The following is a 15,137-nucleotide window of genomic DNA, read 5'->3' on the forward strand; positions in this document are numbered from 1 at the left end:
TCGCTTTCGACATGGAAAACATTACGGGACACCGGAAGAAGAAAAAGCCAATTCCGCTTAGACCTCGATTAAATGCGGCTGAGACGAGTTTTCAGGCGGATTCGGGAACCAACGGCGCACTCACACAGGTTTTAATACGAAGAGGCGGCCGCGTCGGTGACGCGGCCGCCTCTTGGCCGTCCTGCTGAAGGTGCTACCGGCAGAGCTACTGACAGACCTACTGCACGATCGTGATCCGGTTCGCGACCGGCGGGGCGATCGGGGCCGTGGCCGAGGAGCCGGCCGTGAGGTACTGCTCCAGGGCCGTCAGGTCGTCGGTGCCGACGAGGTCGCCCGTGCCCTGGCCCAGGGTGGTGAAGCCGTCGCCGCCGCCCGCGAGGAAGCTGTTCGTCGAGACGCGGTAGGTCGCGGCCGGGTCGATCGCCGCGCCGTTCAGCCTGATCGAGTCCGTGACGACGCGGTCGGCGCCGCTCTTCGTCAGGTCCAGCGTGTACGTCAGGTTGGCGGACGGCTGCAGGATCTTCGGCGCGCTCGCGTTCGTGCCGCTCACCTGCTCCTTGAGCACCTGGATCAGCTGGGCGCCGGTGAAGTTCTGCAGGTTCACGGTGTTGGAGAACGGCTGCACGGTGAAGCCCTCGGCGTAGGTGACCACGCCGTCGCCCTCACTGCCCTTGGCCGCGTAGGTGAGGCCGGCCCGGACGCCGCCCGGGTTCATCAGCGCGAGGTCCGTCTCCGCGTCGAGCTTCTTGCCGTACCAGAGCTGGGCGTCCGCGATCAGGTCGCCCATGGGGGACTCGGTGCCCGTGTTGGGGACGTCCGCGGATATGTAGCCGATCGCGCGGTTGCCGATCGGCGCCGCCATGGTGTTCCACTTGGTGATCAGCTCGGTCATGTCGGGCGCCTTGGCGACGGTCCGGGTGACCACGTGGTTCGCCGACTTGACGGCCGTACGGGCGATGTCACCGGTGAAGCGGTCGTACGTCAGCGTGGTGTCCGTGTACAGACGGCCGAAGGACGCGGCCGAGGTCACCGTGCGCGGCTTGCCCGAGGGGTCCGGGATCGTGCAGGCGTACGCGGCGTGCGTGTGGCCGGTGACGAGCGCGTCCACCGCAGGCGTGACGTTCTTCGCGATGTCGACGATCGGGCCGGAGATGCCGGCGCCGGCGCTCGGGGAGTCGCAGTTGTAGTTGTACGCGCCCGAGGCCGGCAGGCCGCCCTCGTGGATGAGCGCCACGATCGACTTCACGCCCTGCTTCTGCAGCACCTTGGCGTACTTGTTGATCGTCTCGACCTCGTCCTTGAACTTCAGGCCCTTGACTCCCTCGGCGGAGACGACACCGGGGGTGTCCTCCAGCGTCACGCCGATGAAGCCGATCTTGACGTCCTTCTTCTTCCACACCCAGTACGGCGCGAGGATCGGCTTGCCGGTCTTCTCGCTGAGCACGTTGGCGGCCAGGTACGGGAAGTCGGCGCCCTTGAACTTCTTGTCCGTGTAGCAGCCGGCCGTCGGGTGGCAGCCGCCGTTCTGCAGACGGGCCAGTTCCTTGGCGCCCTCGTCGAACTCGTGGTTGCCGACGCTCGTGACGTCCAGGTCGAGCTTGTTCAGCGCCTCGATGGTGGGCTCGTCGTGGAAGAGGCCCGAGATCAGCGGGGAGGCGCCGACCATGTCGCCGCCGGCCGCGGTGATCGAGTACGCGTTGCTCTTGCGGGCCTCGCGCAGGTGGGTCGCGAGGTACTCGACACCGCCCGCGTCGATCGTCTTCGTCGTGCCGTCCGCCTGCAGTTCGGTGACCCGGCCGGAGGAGCCGGACGGGGGCTCCAGGTTGCCGTGCAGGTCGTTGAAGGACAGCAGCTGCACGTCCTGGTAGCGGCTCGGCAGCGGCTTGCCGTGCTTGCTGTCGTGTGCGTCCGCCGGGAGCGCGGCGGCCAGGGCGCCTGCGGTGGCGAGCGTGGCGGCGGTGGCGAGCAGGCGGTACGTACGACGTCTGCGGCCGGGGTTCGGCTGGGATGTGGCTGGCATGCGCCCCCCTGTGAATCGGCTGAGGTAAGTGGCAGGTAAGTGGCCCCGTTCGGGCGCAGCCTAGAGTCAACGCGCGTAGCGCGACAGGGGGTTCAGGGTTACATCCTGGTTTCCCTTTGCCCTCTCCTTTGCCGCCACTTTGCGGCGCACTCCCCTTACCCTCGTACGCATGACCAGCGACGACACCGCACGGAACCCCGGCTCCCGAGCCATCGAGACCCACTCCGAGCTCGCCCCCGAACAGACCGAGGCCGTCCTCGACCTGCTCGCGGAGGCCGCCCGGACGGACGGCCAGCAGGCGGTGTCCGAACAGGGCCGGCTACAGCTGCGCGGAGGCCCCCGCGAGGGCGTCTCCCACCTGGTCCTCACCCTCGGCGGCGAACTCGTCGGCTACGCCCAGTTGGAGGACACCGACCCGGTCGAGGCGCCCGCCGCCGAGCTGGTCGTCCACCCCTCCCACCGCGGCCACGGGCACGGGCGGGCGCTCGGCTCCGCCCTGCTCGCCGCCTCCGGCAAGCGACTTCGCGTGTGGGCCCACGGCGGCCACTCCGCCGCCCGGCACCTCGCCCAGGTCCTGGGCCTGTCGCTGTTCCGCGAACTGCGCCAGATGCGGCGGACGCTGACCGACCTCGAGCTGCCCGAGCCGGTGCTGCCCGAGGGCGTGACCGTCCGTACCTTCGTGCCCGGGCAGGACGACTCCGCCTGGCTCGCCGTCAACGCCGCCTCCTTCGCCCACCATCCCGAGCAGGGCTCCCTCACCCAGCGCGACCTCGACGACCGCAAGTCCCAGTCCTGGTTCGACCCCGCCGGCTTCTTCCTCGCCTTCCGCGGTGAGCGGCTCATCGGCTTCCACTGGACGAAGGTCCACGCCGAGGAGCAGCTCGGCGAGGTGTACGTCCTCGGCGTCGCCCCCGGTGTGCAGGGGGGCGGCCTCGGCAAGGCCCTCACCACGATCGGCCTGCGGCATCTCGCGGCGCAGGGGTTGCCCACGGCGATGCTGTATGTCGATGCCGACAACAAGGCGGCGGTGTCGGTGTACGAGAGGCTGGGGTTCGCCACGTACGAGACGGACTTGATGTACCGGACGGAGACGTGAGTCGACCGCACCGGAGTTCGTTGTTCGGTGGCCGGAGTCTGGGTTGCCGTCCCTGGGGGCTGCCGCCCCCAGACCCCCGCTGTCGGCCCCTGAAGGGCCTCGTCCTCAAACTCCCCCAGAGGGGGTACCCCCTGGCGGCCTGAGTTGTCCTGACCGGCGCGCGAGATGTCACCCCAGACGGGGGGACATACCCCAGCTCCCCTTCAGCGGCTCCGGTGTCCCTATCGCGCTCAGCGTCACCGTCGCCCCCAGCACCACCGCCCATCTCACCTGCGTCGCCACCCAGTAGGGGTCGTGGGGTGTTCCCAGCAGGCCCCATTTGTTGGGGACCAGTAGGGTCACGCCGGCCGCGACGCCCAGCCAGATCGCCGTGCCCCTGCCCACTTCCGGCGCCTCCGTGAAGCGGACGGCGATCGTCGCGAGGGCGAGGGCGGCGCAGACCATGCCCGCTGCTTCGAGTGTGGCCGGGCCGAGTGCGGGACGGGCCGGGGCCGGTATGAGGAGCAGGGCCGTCGCCCACCACAGGACCGTCAGCGGGGCCACGAGGGCCAGGCGCAGGACGGTTCGCTGCGCACGGCCCACCGGTGTCGCCGCGGTCGTGTTCCGGGCGGGGTCGTCCAGGAGGAAGGCCAGGCCCAGTGCGCCGGTGAGTGCGGTGAGGCGCAGGACCAGCCGGCCCAGGTCTGCGTCCGGTGCGTGGTCCGGCAGACGTACCGTGGCCGCCGACAGCAGGCCCAGGGCGCCGGCCGTGGTCAGCGCCGGCCAGGGGAGGCTGTGCCACAACGGCGGCAGCAGGGACCGGAGCAACGTCGCCGGGAGCCTCTTCGTCTCCGCTTCCGCTACTCCCCTCACGTTCACTCCCCGCCCTTCTGCTCCTCGCCCTTCTGCTCCCCGCCCTTCTACTCCTCGCACTTCACCGTCTCCTTCTCCTTCGGCGCCTCGACGCCGAGCAGCTTCGCGGCCTGGGCGACCGTCGTCTTCGCGGACGTCAGTTCTGCCCAATGGGCCTTGACCCGGGCGGTCGTCTCGGCGCGCGGGCGGGCCAGGAGTTCGCGGACCACCGTCGTCTGCGCCGCCGTCATGCTCAGTCCGTTCGTCGGGGCCAGGACCTGGTCCGAGCCGGTGGTGGTGTCGTTCAACCGCACGTTCTGGAAGGTGGCCATCGGAGTGGGGTCGGCGCCCAGGACCAGCCACATGATGGTCACCGCGCGGGCGTCGCACACCTCCTGGAGCGTCACCTCCTCCGAGCCTCCGACCAGGACCGCGGCGGCACCGACCGCGAACTCGGGGACGCGGTTGCCGCCCCAGCGCGTGCCGACCGTCACCTCGCCCGGGGTGGAGGACGGGTCCAGGGCGGCGTCGACCTCCTCTCCGTCATAGATGCGCTGGCGGATCGTCAGGCGCGCCTCCGCCGCCTTGCCTCCCGCAAGGGACTGGACTCGGTGGACGACCTCGGCCCAGTCGGCCCGCACTCCGTTCCACTCGGGGAACGAGCAGTACGTCGAGCCGTCGTACGTCGTGCACGACTGGACCTTCTGGGGCGTCTCCGACGCCGTCTTGCGCGCCGCTTCCAGGGCCGCCGTGTTGCGCGGGATCTGGCCGATCACGCCGGCCGCGGTGGCCGCGAGGGCGAGGACGGTCGCCGCCTTGACGGCCCGGGTCCGGCCGCCGGAGAGCAGCAGTGCCGCGCAGGCCAGCAGGACGCACAACGCCGTCACGTACAGCGCGTGCCAGCCGGCGGGGCGGCCGAGGAGGTCGGCGGGGACCGGGTCGCCGCCACTGGTGTCGAAGAAGAGGATCGGGGAGAGCCAGCCCTCCCACTTGCCCTCGAAGCCGATCAGGCCGGAGGCAAGGACCACCAGCAGGTACACGGCGATGACGAACAGTATGGGGACGAAGGTGGAGGGCAGCAGGCGGGCCAGCAGCACGCCCGTGATGCCCGCCAGCAGGACACTCAGGGGGCCGACGGCCAGTTCCCCCAGCGAGCCGTGGCCGATCGCGCCGGGCTTCAGCGCCTCCCGGGTGAACTCGGCCCCGACGACCAGCGCGGTGAGCGCCGCGTACGGGATCACCGACAGCACATGGGCGAGGGTGCGCCGCCAGGGTTCCATGGCCAGGACGTCGAACTGCTGGACCGTGGCGTGCTTGCGCGAACGCAGCGCGGCCGCGTTGGTGCAGATGAGCAGGGCGACGGCGAAGAGCAGCGGTGCCGCCTGCGTTCGGCGGTCGACCGTGTTGAGGACGGGGAAGTCGTCCATGCCGTCCCTGCTCATCAGGCGCAGGGCGACGAAGCCGACGTAGAGCGCGAAGAAGAACAGCACCGGGACCTGCTGGAGCAGCTCGCGGGTCTCGAAGCGGGCGAGGGCGAGGACGGCTCCGGCGCGACGGCCCTCGTGCGGGGGATCGGTGAGCGTGGGGGCGGCTTCCGTGATCGTCGGGGTCGTGGTGCTCATGCGGACACCTCCGCGTTCTCGCCGTCGAGGGCGAGCAGATAGCCGTCCTCCAGGGTGGGTTCGAGGAGGTCGGCGCCCGTCGGCGGGTCGCCGATGTTGCGGAAGCTGCCGGTGCCGGTGCGCCAGCCGGCCAGGGCGTTCGGGTCGCGTTGTGTGCTGCTCCAGACCCGCCCGGCCGCGCGGGCGGTCAGGTCGGCCGGGGTGCCCTCGAAGCGGACGCGGCCGCCGGCCAGGACCACGACGCGGTGGCAGAGCATCGCCACGTCCTCCGTCTGGTGGGTGGACAGCAGCACCGTACGGCCCTCGCCCGCCTGGGCGATCAACTCTCGGAAGCGCATGCGCTGTTCGGGGTCGAGGCCGACGGTCGGCTCGTCCAGCACGAGGAAGCCGGGGTCGCCGACGAGCGCGGCGGCCAGGGCGACGCGCTGCCGCATGCCGCCGGACAGCCGCTTGATGCGCTTGCCGCGCACTTCCGACAGGTCGACGGCCTCCAGCACACGCCGCACCTCACGCAGCCGGGCGGCGCGGTCGGTCAGCTCCTTCAGGATCGCCACGTAGTCGACGAACTCGAAGGCCGTGAACTCCGGGTGGAATCCAGGGGTTTGGGGGAGGTAGCCGAGGGTGCGGCGCAGGGCGAGGCGGCCGGTGGCGGTGCCCGGGTCATGGCCGAGGGCCGTGAATCCGCCCCCGTCGGGCGGCACGGCCGTGGCCAGCACACGCAACAGCGTGGTCTTTCCGGCGCCGTTCGGGCCCAGCAGCCCGGTGACGCCACGGGTCAGCCGCAGCGAGACCCCGTCGAGGGCACGGGTGCCGCCGAAGCGCAGGGAGAGATCGGTGGCCGTCACGGTGGTGGGGCCAGGGGTGGAGGCCGTGGTCATGTGGAGCTCCTGGAAGTCAGGTCGGCGGGCGGGGCCGGGGAGGGGCGGCCGGGGACGGGGACCGCGGGGACGGGTGGCCGGGTCATCCGGTCCCGCCCTCCGGGAAGCCGCCCATCGGTCGCGCGTCGAAGCGGTCCCGGGCCTGGTAGAGCAGCAGGGCGGCGAGGGCCGCCACCGCCGCAGCGGCAGACTGGCCCGCCGCCGTGAAGGGGGCGAGTGTGTCGTGCGTGGGCGTCCGGGCAGCTGCCACCGCCAGCAGCGTCACCCATGCGCCGCCGACCAGGGCGGGCGCGACGACCGGGCCCAGCCGGGCGGTCAGCGCGAGGCCCGTCGCGGTGAGGGCGAGCGCGGGCAGCAGCCAGGTCAGGGCCAGCAGCCCGTACCCCGGAAGGGCCAGCGTGGCCAGGCCGTCGAACACCAGGCCCGCGGTGAGCACCGCGACCGTACGGATCATCAGCAGCCGGAAGCCGTGCAGCGGGGCGACGACCGCCATCTCGTACGTCGGGTCGAGGGACGGGCCGTACGACAGGGCGACCCCGGCGAGCGGGAGCAGCGGGGCGAGCGCGAGGAACAACGCCGGCTGGTCCGCCACGCGCACCGCCAGCACCGTCATGACCAGCAGGAACAGCACCGACAGCAGCCAGGAGCGGCGCAGTACCGGCGTCGCCGCGAGCAGCCGCGCGGTGTGGTCGGCCACGCCGAGCCGCACCAGCAGCCGTTCGAGCAGGCCCGGCCGCGGCGCGTCCAGCTCGGCGTCCAGCCGCTCCCAGCCGGTGTCCAGCGCGACCGGGTCGGTGGCACCCGCGAGCCGGGCGCGGCACTGCGCGCAGCCGGTCAGGTGGGTGTCGGCGGACCACAGCAGGGGCGGCGCCAACTCGCCGTGCGCGTAGGCCCGCAGGTCCTCTTCCGCCACGTGCCACGTCATGCCGAGTCCTCCTTCGACTGCTCGTCGCCCACGCGAGCGCGCGAGCCCACTCCGCACACGTACCGCCTCATGCCAGCGCCTCCCGCAGTTGCTTGCGGGCACGCTGGGCCCGCGTCTTGACGGTGCCGGGCGGGATGCCGAGCAGAACGGCCGCCTCCCGGGTGGTGAGCCCGTCGATGACGGTCGCCTGCAGAACGGCCCGCAGCTCCGGCGAGAGCCGGACGAGGGCCCCGGCGAGGTCTCCGTGCTCCACCCCCGCGAGCACGCGTTCCTCCGCCGAGGCCTCGTCGCGGTGTCGCAGGCGGGACAGGGCCTGGCGCAGCCGGCCGCGCGCCCCGTCGCCGCGCACGGCGTCGACCAGGCGTCGCGCGCCGATGCGCCACAGCCATCCGGCGGCGTCGCCGGAGGGGCTCTCCTCGCGGTAGCGGGCGGTGCCCCGCCACACCGCGAGGAACGTCTCCTGAACGACGTCGTCGACTATCCCGGCGTCGGCGCAGCGGCCGCGCAGGCGCGCGGTCAGCCACGGTGCGTACCGCCGGTACAGCTCCTCGAAGGCGTGACGGTCCCGGTCCGCCGCGATGGCCCGCAGCAGCTCCCCGTCGCTTCTCGTTTCGCTCACAACCCCTCATCGGACGAGCCCCGCCGATCGGTTCACGGTTCGCCGCGCGATTTTTTCTTGACTTGCGCACCACCTTCAACCACCCTTTCACTACTCAATTAGTGAAAGGGTGGTTGCCCAGTGGTCGAATACCGCATCGACCGGCACAGCGGCGTCGCCACCTACGTCCAGATCGTCCAGCAGACCAAACAGGCCCTGCGCCTGGGGATGTTGCAGGCCGGCGACAAACTGCCCACCGCACGCGAGGTCGTCGAGGCGACCGCCATCAACCCGAACACGGTGCTGAAGGCGTACCGCGAGCTGGAGCGCGACGGGCTGGTGGAGGCCCGGCGCGGCCTCGGCACCTTCGTGCGGCGCGGGCTGAGCACCGCCCCGGCCGACTCCCCTCTGCGCACCGAACTGGACGGCTGGGCGGTCCGGGCCCGGGAGGCCGGACTGGACCGCGACGACGTGGCCGCGCTCTTCACCGCCGTACTCGACGAACACTTCGCCGTACCCGACCCCCTCGCCGCCCGCGTAGAGCGAGAGCACCTCCAGGGAGACCCCTCATGACCGACACCGCCATGGCGGCAACCGCGCTCGGCAAGCGCTTCGGCCGACGCGGAGGCTGGGCGCTGCGCGACTGCACGTTCCGCCTTCCCGTCGGGCGCGTCTGTGCCGTCGTCGGCCCCAACGGCGCGGGCAAGTCCACGCTCCTCGCCCTCGCCGCCGGTCTGCTGGCGCCCACCGAGGGCCGGGTCACCGTCCTCGGGACGGACCCGGCGTCCGCACGCGCGCGCGTCGCCTACGTCGCCCAGGACAAGCCGCTGTACCCGCAGCTCACGGTCGCCGAGACGCTGCTCGTGGGCGCCGACCTCAACCCGGGCCGCTGGGACACCGCCACCGCCGAGCGGATCGTCTCCGCGGGCGGTCTCGACCACAAGAAGAAGATCCGCTCCCTCTCCGGCGGCCAGCGCACCCGCGTCGCGCTCGCCCTGGCCCTCGCCAAACAGCCCGAGCTGCTCCTCCTCGACGAGCCGTTGGCCGACCTCGATCCGCTGGCCCGGCACGAGCTGATGGGCACCCTGATGGCGCGGGCGGCGCAGTACGGCACGACGATCGTGATGTCGTCGCACGTGGTCGCCGAGCTGGAGGACTCCTGCGACCACCTGCTGCTGGTCGGCGGCGGCCAGGTGCGCCTCGCCGGTGAGATCGACGACCTGCTCGCCGCCCACGCGCGCGTGAGCGCGGCGACGGAGTCCTCGGGGACCACCGCCACGGACCTCGCCCCGCACACCGTCGTCGAGTCCCGGGTCACCGGCCGTCAGCTCAACGCCCTGGTGCGCCCCGCGGGACCGCTCGCCGACGGCTGGCGCACCTCGGCGCCCTCCCTGGAGGAACTCGTCCTCGCCTACCTGCGCAACCCGCAGGCCGCCCCGCTCACCCCGGCCGTGCCCGAGGAGGCCGCCGTATGACCGCACTCGCCCTCCCCCCGGCCGCCTCGAAGGACGCCCCCGGAAACCGTCCCGGACCGCGCTGGCTGCTGCGCCTGCACCGGCCCGCCCTGTACGCCTGGGCCGGTCTCGTCGCCGTTCTCGCCGTCGCCCTGGTGTGGCTGTGGGGGCCGCTCACCGACAGCGCGGCCGAGGGCTGGCGGCAGTACCGGCTGTGCGACGACAGCGGCCCCTGCCAGTACGACCAGGACGCGATCGTCCGCTTCAAGAGCGTGTACATGTACACGACCGGCGCGCTGACCGTGCTCCCCTTCCTCGTCGGCGCCTGGGCGGGCGCCTCCCTGTTCGGCCGCGAACTGGAGCACGGCACCGCGCAGCTCGCCTGGACGCAAGCGGTGTCCCCGACCCGCTGGCTGGCCACCAAGCTCGCCGTGCCCGCCGTCCTGGTCGCCGCGGGCACGGGTCTGCTGGTGGCGCTGCACCACCTGATGTGGTCGGCGGGCGTCGACCGTATCGACACCACCAAGACCTGGTACGACAACCTCACCCTGCACACCAACGGGCCCACCACGGTCGCCTTCGCCCTGACCGGACTGGCCGGCGGCGCGCTCGCGGGCGTCCTGCTGCGCCGTGCGCTGCCCGCGCTGATGCTCACCCTCGGCTTCGTCGCCGCCGCGCGGGTGCTCGCCGACCTGGCCATGCCGCACCTGTGGCCGGGCGTCACCAAGGTCACGAGCCTCAGCACCGGTCCCGACGGGGTGGGCATCACCATCGACTCGGGACTGGTCACCTCCACCGGCGCGCACATCCCCGACATCGGCTGCGCGTCGGCCCTCCCGGACGGCTGTGCCGCGGCGTACGAGAAGCTCGACGCGACCGGCTACTACGCCACCTACCACCCCGAGTCGCACTACTGGCCCCTCCAGCTGACCACGACCGCCCTCCTGCTGGCCGTGGCCGCCGCCCTCACCGTGGCCGCGTTCGTCCTGCTCAGGCGCACGACCGCCACCACCCCGCGCGCGGGCGACACGGACAAGGAGACCGCCGTATGACCACCGTCACCGACGCGAGTCCCCGGGCCACCGTCGGCCGCCCCGGACCACACCCCGGCGGCTGGGGCACCGCCCACACGGTGCTGCGCGTGCACCGCGCCGCGCTCGTCGTCTGGGCCGGCCTCGTGGTGGCGCTGTGCGGATGGCTGGTATGGATCACCGAGACCACCGGCAAGGACGCGCGCGCTGCCGCGGAGGCCTGCGACCGTGCGGGCCAGGACCTGTGCGACATGGCCATCGGCTGGGCCGGCTACAGCGTGACGGTCGACTGGATCGGCCTGCTGACCTCGTACCTCTTCCTCGCCGTGGCCGCGTACGCGGGCGGCGCGCTGGTCGGGCGCGAGCTGGAGAGCGGCACCGCGCGGTTCGCCTGGACCCAGGGCGTCTCCCCCACCCGCTGGCTGGCCGCCAAGCTGGCCGTGCCCGCGCTCGTCGTGACCGTCGGCGCCACCGCCCTGGTCCTCGTGTACCGCTGGGCCTGGAGCGCCAACCAGGACCCGCTGTACCACGGCTGGATGTCCGACGACGCGTACCTCTCCCGCGGCCCGGCCACCGTCGCGTACGCCCTGTGCGCGCTCGCCGTCGGCGCCGTGACCGCGCTCCTGCTGCGCCGCGCGCTGCCCGCCCTCGCGGTCTCCGTGGCCGCGACCGGGCTGCTCGGCTACGTCGTGGCGCAGTTCCGCGCCTCCTTCTGGCCCGCCGTGACCATCACCGCGTCACCCGAGGAGCTCGACTATCCCGCGTCCGCGTGGGTGGTGGAGAGCGGCGCCGTGGTCCACGGCCGACATGTCCAGGACTTCGACGTCACCCGGTGCTACGGCGGCTCGACCGCCAGGACGCAGGGTTGCTTCGACGACCTGGGCGTCCAGGGCTCCTACCTGACCTACCACCCCGAGTCCCACTACTGGCCGCTCCACCTCGTGGAGACCGGCATCGTGCTCGCCGTCACGGCCGCCGTGACCGCCGTCGCCTTCTGGCTGCTGCGCCGCCGCACGGCCTGAACCCGCGCGAGACCCGGGGTGCGTACGTCCCTCCACGGGGGGGAAGGACGTACGCTCCCCCTCGTTTCCCGGCCGCCGCGGCCCCCGCGAGCCGCCCCCCGATATCCCGCACGCCATGTCTCCGTAACCGTCGGTTCAGATGACCTTGCGACGCTCGGCGAATGAACCCCGCCGTGCCCGAGCCTTCGCCGCCCCCCGAGGGGAATCAGCCCCGCGGAGGGTCCGCCGCGATCCCGCCCGCACGTTCCGACGCGCCTGTCACGCTGCTGGCGCGGAAGAATGGGTTTATGAGCCAGTCAGACGCCACGGCAGAGGTCCAGCACGCACAGCCCTCAGTGGGCTCCATAGCCGCGCACCGCCCGCACACCGTGTCGGCCGCGGTCTCCGACCTGGAACCCGACATCGATGCCGACCTCGACGCGTACGAGGAGTCGCCGTACGACGGGCCCGAGCTGCCCCAGGGTCGTTTCCTCGACCGGGAGCGCAGCTGGCTCGCGTTCAACGAGCGTGTCCTGGAGCTCGCCGAGGACCCGAACACGCCCCTCCTCGAACGGGCCAACTTCCTCGCGATCTTCGCCAGCAACCTGGACGAGTTCTTCATGGTCCGGGTGGCCGGACTGAAGCGCCGTATCGCCACCGGCGTCGCCACCCGCTCCGCCTCCGGTCTCCAGCCCCGCGAGGTGCTGGAGATGATCTGGGCCCGCTCGCGCGAGCTCATGGCCCGGCACGCCGCGACGTATCACGAGGACATCGCCCCCGCCCTCGCGGAGGAGGGCATCCACCTGGTCCGCTGGGGCGAGCTGACGGAGAAGGAGCAGGCCCGCCTCTTCACGCTCTTCCGGCACCAGATCTTCCCGGTCCTCACCCCGCTCGCCGTCGACCCCGCGCACCCCTTCCCGTACATCTCGGGTCTCTCGCTCAACCTCGCGGTCGTCGTGCGCAACCCGGTCAGCGGCCACAAGCACTTCGCGCGCGTCAAGGTGCCGCCGCTGCTGTCCCGCTTCCTGGAGAGCTCCCCCGGCCGGTACGTCCCCATCGAGGACGTCATCGCGGCCCACCTGGAGGAGCTGTTCCCGGGCATGGAGGTCCTGGAGCACCACGCCTTCCGGCTCACCCGCAACGAGGACCTCGAGGTCGAGGAGGACGACGCCGAGAACCTCCTCCAGGCCCTGGAGAAGGAGCTCATGCGGCGCCGCTTCGGGCCGCCGGTGCGCCTGGAGGTCGAGGAGTCCATCGACCGCGAGGTGCTCGACCTGCTGGTGCGCGAGCTGAAGATCAGCGAGGCCGAGGTCTACCCGCTGCCGGGCCCGCTCGACCTCACCGGTCTCTTCCGCATCCACGGTCTCGACCGGCCCGAGCTGAAGTACAAGAAGTTCATCGCCGGGACCCACCGCGACCTCGCCGAGGTCGAGTCGGCGTCCCCGCCGGACATCTTCGCGGCACTGCGGGCCCGGGACGTGCTCCTGCACCACCCGTACGACAGCTTCTCCACCTCCGTCCAGGCCTTCCTGGAGCAGGCGGCCGCCGACCCGGACGTCCTCGCCATCAAGCAGACCCTGTACCGGACCTCGGGCGACTCCCCGATAGTCGACGCGCTCATCGAGGCCGCCGAGTCCGGCAAGCAGGTCCTCGTCCTGGTCGAGATCAAGGCCCGCTTCGACGAGCACGCCAACATCAAGTGGGCGCGCAAGCTGGAGGAGGCCGGCTGCCACGTCGTCTACGGCCTCGTCGGCCTGAAGACGCACTGCAAGCTGTCGCTGGTGGTCCGTCAGGAAGGCGACACGCTGCGGCGCTACTGCCACGTCGGCACCGGCAACTACCACCCGAAGACGGCCCGGCTCTACGAGGACCTCGGCCTGCTCACCGCGGACCCGCAGGTCGGCGCGGACCTCTCCGACCTGTTCAACCGGCTCTCCGGCTACTCCCGCCGCGAGACCTACCGCCGGCTGCTCGTCGCCCCCAAGTCCCTGCGCGACGGCTTGATCTCGCGCATCGACAAGGAGGTCCAGCACCACCGCGCCGGACGTCCCGCGCACATCCGCATCAAGGTCAACTCGATCGTCGACGAGGCACTCATCGACGCCTGCTACCGCGCGTCCCAGGCGGGCGTGCAGGTCGACGTGTGGGTGCGCGGCATCTGCGCGGTGCGTCCGGGCGTGCCGGGCCTGTCGGAGAACATCCGGGTCCGCTCGATCCTCGGCCGGTTCCTCGAACACTCCCGTGTCTTCGGCTTCGGCAACGGCGGGGAGCCCGAGGTGTGGATCGGCAGCGCCGACATGATGCACCGCAACCTCGACCGCCGTATCGAGGCCCTGGTCAGGGTCACCGATCCGGCCCACCGGGCGTCCCTGAACCGGCTGTTGGAGACCGGCATGTCCGACGGCACCGCCTCCTGGCACCTCGGCCCGGACGGCGAGTGGACCCGGCACGCGACCGACGCGGACGGCGCGCCCCTGCGCAACGTCCAGGAGATGCTCATAGACGCGCGGAGGCGCCGGCGTGGCACAGCGACACCATGACCTGACGGACCCCACGACCGGGCCCGTGACCACGGGGGACGCCCTCGCGGGCTACCTCCGTGACCAGGCCACGGAATTCCTCCGCGCCCTGCGTCTGCACCGGGAGACGGGGGGTGCCACGTCGAACGGTGGCTCGTCGGGCACCGCGGCGAACGCCTCGGAGGAGCGCGTCGACGCGGTGCGCGCCCTGCGCCGCTCGGCGCGCCGCATCAGCGGCAGCCTGCACACCTTCCGGCCCCTCCTCGACACCGAGTGGTCGGAGGGCATCCGCCCCGAACTGGCATGGTTGTCGGGCACGTTGGCCCTGGAGAACGCGTACGGGGCCCGGCTGGAGCGGCTGCTGCTGGCGCTGAACCGGCTGTCGGGTTCGGCGCCGAAGCCGGTGCCGGCCCAGGCGCCCGGCGTGTCCGGCACGGCAGGCATGGGCGGCGCGTCCGGCACGGCAGGCATGGGCGGCGCGTCCGGCACGAGCACGGGCGAACGGGCCCCCGCCCGGCCGACGGCCCCGGACCGCGGCAACCTCACCGTGGGCGCGGCGAAGGCGGGCGCCCTCCTGGACCGCCAGCTCACCCTCGCCCGCACCCGGGCCCACTCCACCGCCCTGCAGGCGCTCGGCTCCTCCCGCTTCCACGCCGTCGCGGACCAGGTCGCCGTCCTCGCCAGCGAGGTCCCCCTCACCCCCGCCGCCCCCGGCACCGACCTGCGCCCGCTCGCCAGGGCGGCCGAGGAGCGCCTCTCCGACGCGGTCACCGCGCTCCCGCTGGTCACCGCGGGCAGCCCGTACAACGCGGAGGCCCTGATCCACGGCCTCTCCCCGGAGCCCGCCCCGCACCCGCAGGACGCGCCCTGGCACCAGGTCCGGCTCCTGCTGCGCCTGCACCGGTACGCGTGCGAGGTCGTCCACGGCCGCGGCACCCCGCTGGAGGTCCGCCTGCTGGCCGCCGGTCAGGCCCTCGACCGGCACCGCGACGCCTCGGAGGCGGCGTCCGCGGCGGCCCAGGCGGCCCGTACGCCCCGGATCGCGCCGGCGACCGCGTACGCGCTCGGCGTGCTGCACGCGGACCAGCGGCATGAGGTGGAGGCGGCACGGTACGCGTTCCAGCGTTCCTGGCAGAAGCAGACGATCGGCACACCCTGACCC

13 protein-coding genes are annotated in these 15,137 nt (G+C 72.4%); 7 read left to right on the forward strand and 6 right to left on the reverse strand.

Annotated features, from left to right (window positions below; all coding sequences use genetic code 11):
• Positions 1-217: 217 nt before the first annotated feature.
• Positions 218-2,020, reverse strand: coding sequence for a bifunctional metallophosphatase/5'-nucleotidase (locus tag OG289_RS24100; RefSeq protein WP_327316123.1), 1,803 nt, complete (start codon positions 2,018-2,020; stop codon positions 218-220).
• 169 nt (positions 2,021-2,189) lie between these two features.
• Here OG289_RS24100 and mshD point away from each other — a divergent pair, with 169 nt between their 5' ends.
• The gene (gene mshD / locus OG289_RS24105; RefSeq protein WP_327316124.1) at positions 2,190-3,116 is read left to right on the forward strand and encodes a mycothiol synthase; all 927 of its coding nucleotides are present in this window, start codon (positions 2,190-2,192) and stop codon (positions 3,114-3,116) included.
• Positions 3,117-3,284: 168 nt separating this feature from the next.
• On the opposite strand, the gene OG289_RS24110 is transcribed toward mshD, so the two are convergent.
• From OG289_RS24110 to OG289_RS24130, 5 genes are all read right to left on the reverse strand, one after another.
• Entirely contained in the window at positions 3,285-3,968 is a 684-nt protein-coding gene (locus tag OG289_RS24110; RefSeq protein WP_327316125.1) for an ABC transporter, read from the reverse strand.
• 47 nt (positions 3,969-4,015) lie between these two features.
• Positions 4,016-5,569 carry an ABC transporter permease gene (locus OG289_RS24115; RefSeq protein ID WP_327316126.1) on the reverse strand — a complete coding sequence of 518 codons (1,554 nt, stop codon included), beginning with the start codon at positions 5,567-5,569 and terminating at the stop codon, positions 4,016-4,018.
• The gene (locus OG289_RS24120) at positions 5,566-6,447 is read right to left on the reverse strand and encodes an ABC transporter ATP-binding protein (RefSeq protein ID WP_327316127.1); all 882 of its coding nucleotides are present in this window, start codon (positions 6,445-6,447) and stop codon (positions 5,566-5,568) included. The genes OG289_RS24115 and OG289_RS24120 overlap by 4 nt, the downstream gene beginning before the upstream one ends.
• An 82-nt stretch (positions 6,448-6,529) precedes the next feature.
• Complete coding sequence (locus OG289_RS24125) at positions 6,530-7,372, reverse strand: zf-HC2 domain-containing protein (RefSeq protein ID WP_327316128.1); 843 nt, start codon at positions 7,370-7,372, stop codon at positions 6,530-6,532.
• 67 nt (positions 7,373-7,439) lie between these two features.
• Complete coding sequence (locus tag OG289_RS24130) at positions 7,440-7,991, reverse strand: RNA polymerase sigma factor (protein ID WP_327316129.1); 552 nt, start codon at positions 7,989-7,991, stop codon at positions 7,440-7,442.
• A gap of 120 nt (positions 7,992-8,111) precedes the next feature.
• Between OG289_RS24130 and OG289_RS24135 the strand changes: the two genes are divergently transcribed.
• The 6 genes from OG289_RS24135 (at position 8,112) to OG289_RS24160 (ending at position 15,134) form a co-directional block, all read left to right on the forward strand.
• Positions 8,112-8,543 carry a GntR family transcriptional regulator gene (locus tag OG289_RS24135; RefSeq protein ID WP_327316130.1) on the forward strand — a complete coding sequence of 144 codons (432 nt, stop codon included), beginning with the start codon at positions 8,112-8,114 and terminating at the stop codon, positions 8,541-8,543.
• Positions 8,540-9,445 (forward strand): ABC transporter ATP-binding protein, encoded by a 906-nt coding sequence (locus tag OG289_RS24140; protein ID WP_327316131.1) that lies wholly within the window; start codon positions 8,540-8,542, stop codon positions 9,443-9,445. The genes OG289_RS24135 and OG289_RS24140 overlap by 4 nt, the downstream gene beginning before the upstream one ends.
• Positions 9,442-10,476: an ABC transporter permease gene (locus tag OG289_RS24145; protein ID WP_327316132.1), complete on the forward strand. Its 1,035-nt coding sequence runs from the start codon at positions 9,442-9,444 to the stop codon at positions 10,474-10,476. The genes OG289_RS24140 and OG289_RS24145 overlap by 4 nt, the downstream gene beginning before the upstream one ends.
• Entirely contained in the window at positions 10,473-11,477 is a 1,005-nt protein-coding gene (locus OG289_RS24150; protein ID WP_327316133.1) for a hypothetical protein, read from the forward strand. The genes OG289_RS24145 and OG289_RS24150 overlap by 4 nt, the downstream gene beginning before the upstream one ends.
• A gap of 161 nt (positions 11,478-11,638) precedes the next feature.
• Positions 11,639-13,996, forward strand: coding sequence for an RNA degradosome polyphosphate kinase (locus OG289_RS24155; RefSeq protein ID WP_327316134.1), 2,358 nt, complete (start codon positions 11,639-11,641; stop codon positions 13,994-13,996).
• The gene (locus OG289_RS24160) at positions 13,977-15,134 is read left to right on the forward strand and encodes a CHAD domain-containing protein (RefSeq protein WP_327316135.1); all 1,158 of its coding nucleotides are present in this window, start codon (positions 13,977-13,979) and stop codon (positions 15,132-15,134) included. The genes OG289_RS24155 and OG289_RS24160 overlap by 20 nt, the downstream gene beginning before the upstream one ends.
• The last annotated feature ends 3 nt before the right edge of the window (positions 15,135-15,137 follow it).

Source organism: Streptomyces sp. NBC_01235, assembly GCF_035989285.1.
GTDB lineage: Bacteria > Actinomycetota > Actinomycetes > Streptomycetales > Streptomycetaceae > Streptomyces.

Coding starts and splice junctions, on each gene's coding strand:
- OG289_RS24100 (WP_327316123.1), bottom strand. CDS start 2,020: ATGCCAGCCACATCCCAGCCGAACCCCGGCCGCAGACGTCGTACGTAC.
- mshD (WP_327316124.1), top strand. CDS start 2,190: ATGACCAGCGACGACACCGCACGGAACCCCGGCTCCCGAGCCATCGAG.
- OG289_RS24115 (WP_327316126.1), bottom strand. CDS start 5,569: ATGAGCACCACGACCCCGACGATCACGGAAGCCGCCCCCACGCTCACC.
- OG289_RS24120 (WP_327316127.1), bottom strand. CDS start 6,447: ATGACCACGGCCTCCACCCCTGGCCCCACCACCGTGACGGCCACCGAT.
- OG289_RS24125 (WP_327316128.1), bottom strand. CDS start 7,372: ATGACGTGGCACGTGGCGGAAGAGGACCTGCGGGCCTACGCGCACGGC.
- OG289_RS24140 (WP_327316131.1), top strand. CDS start 8,540: ATGACCGACACCGCCATGGCGGCAACCGCGCTCGGCAAGCGCTTCGGC.
- OG289_RS24145 (WP_327316132.1), top strand. CDS start 9,442: ATGACCGCACTCGCCCTCCCCCCGGCCGCCTCGAAGGACGCCCCCGGA.
- OG289_RS24150 (WP_327316133.1), top strand. CDS start 10,473: ATGACCACCGTCACCGACGCGAGTCCCCGGGCCACCGTCGGCCGCCCC.
- OG289_RS24155 (WP_327316134.1), top strand. CDS start 11,639: ATGAACCCCGCCGTGCCCGAGCCTTCGCCGCCCCCCGAGGGGAATCAG.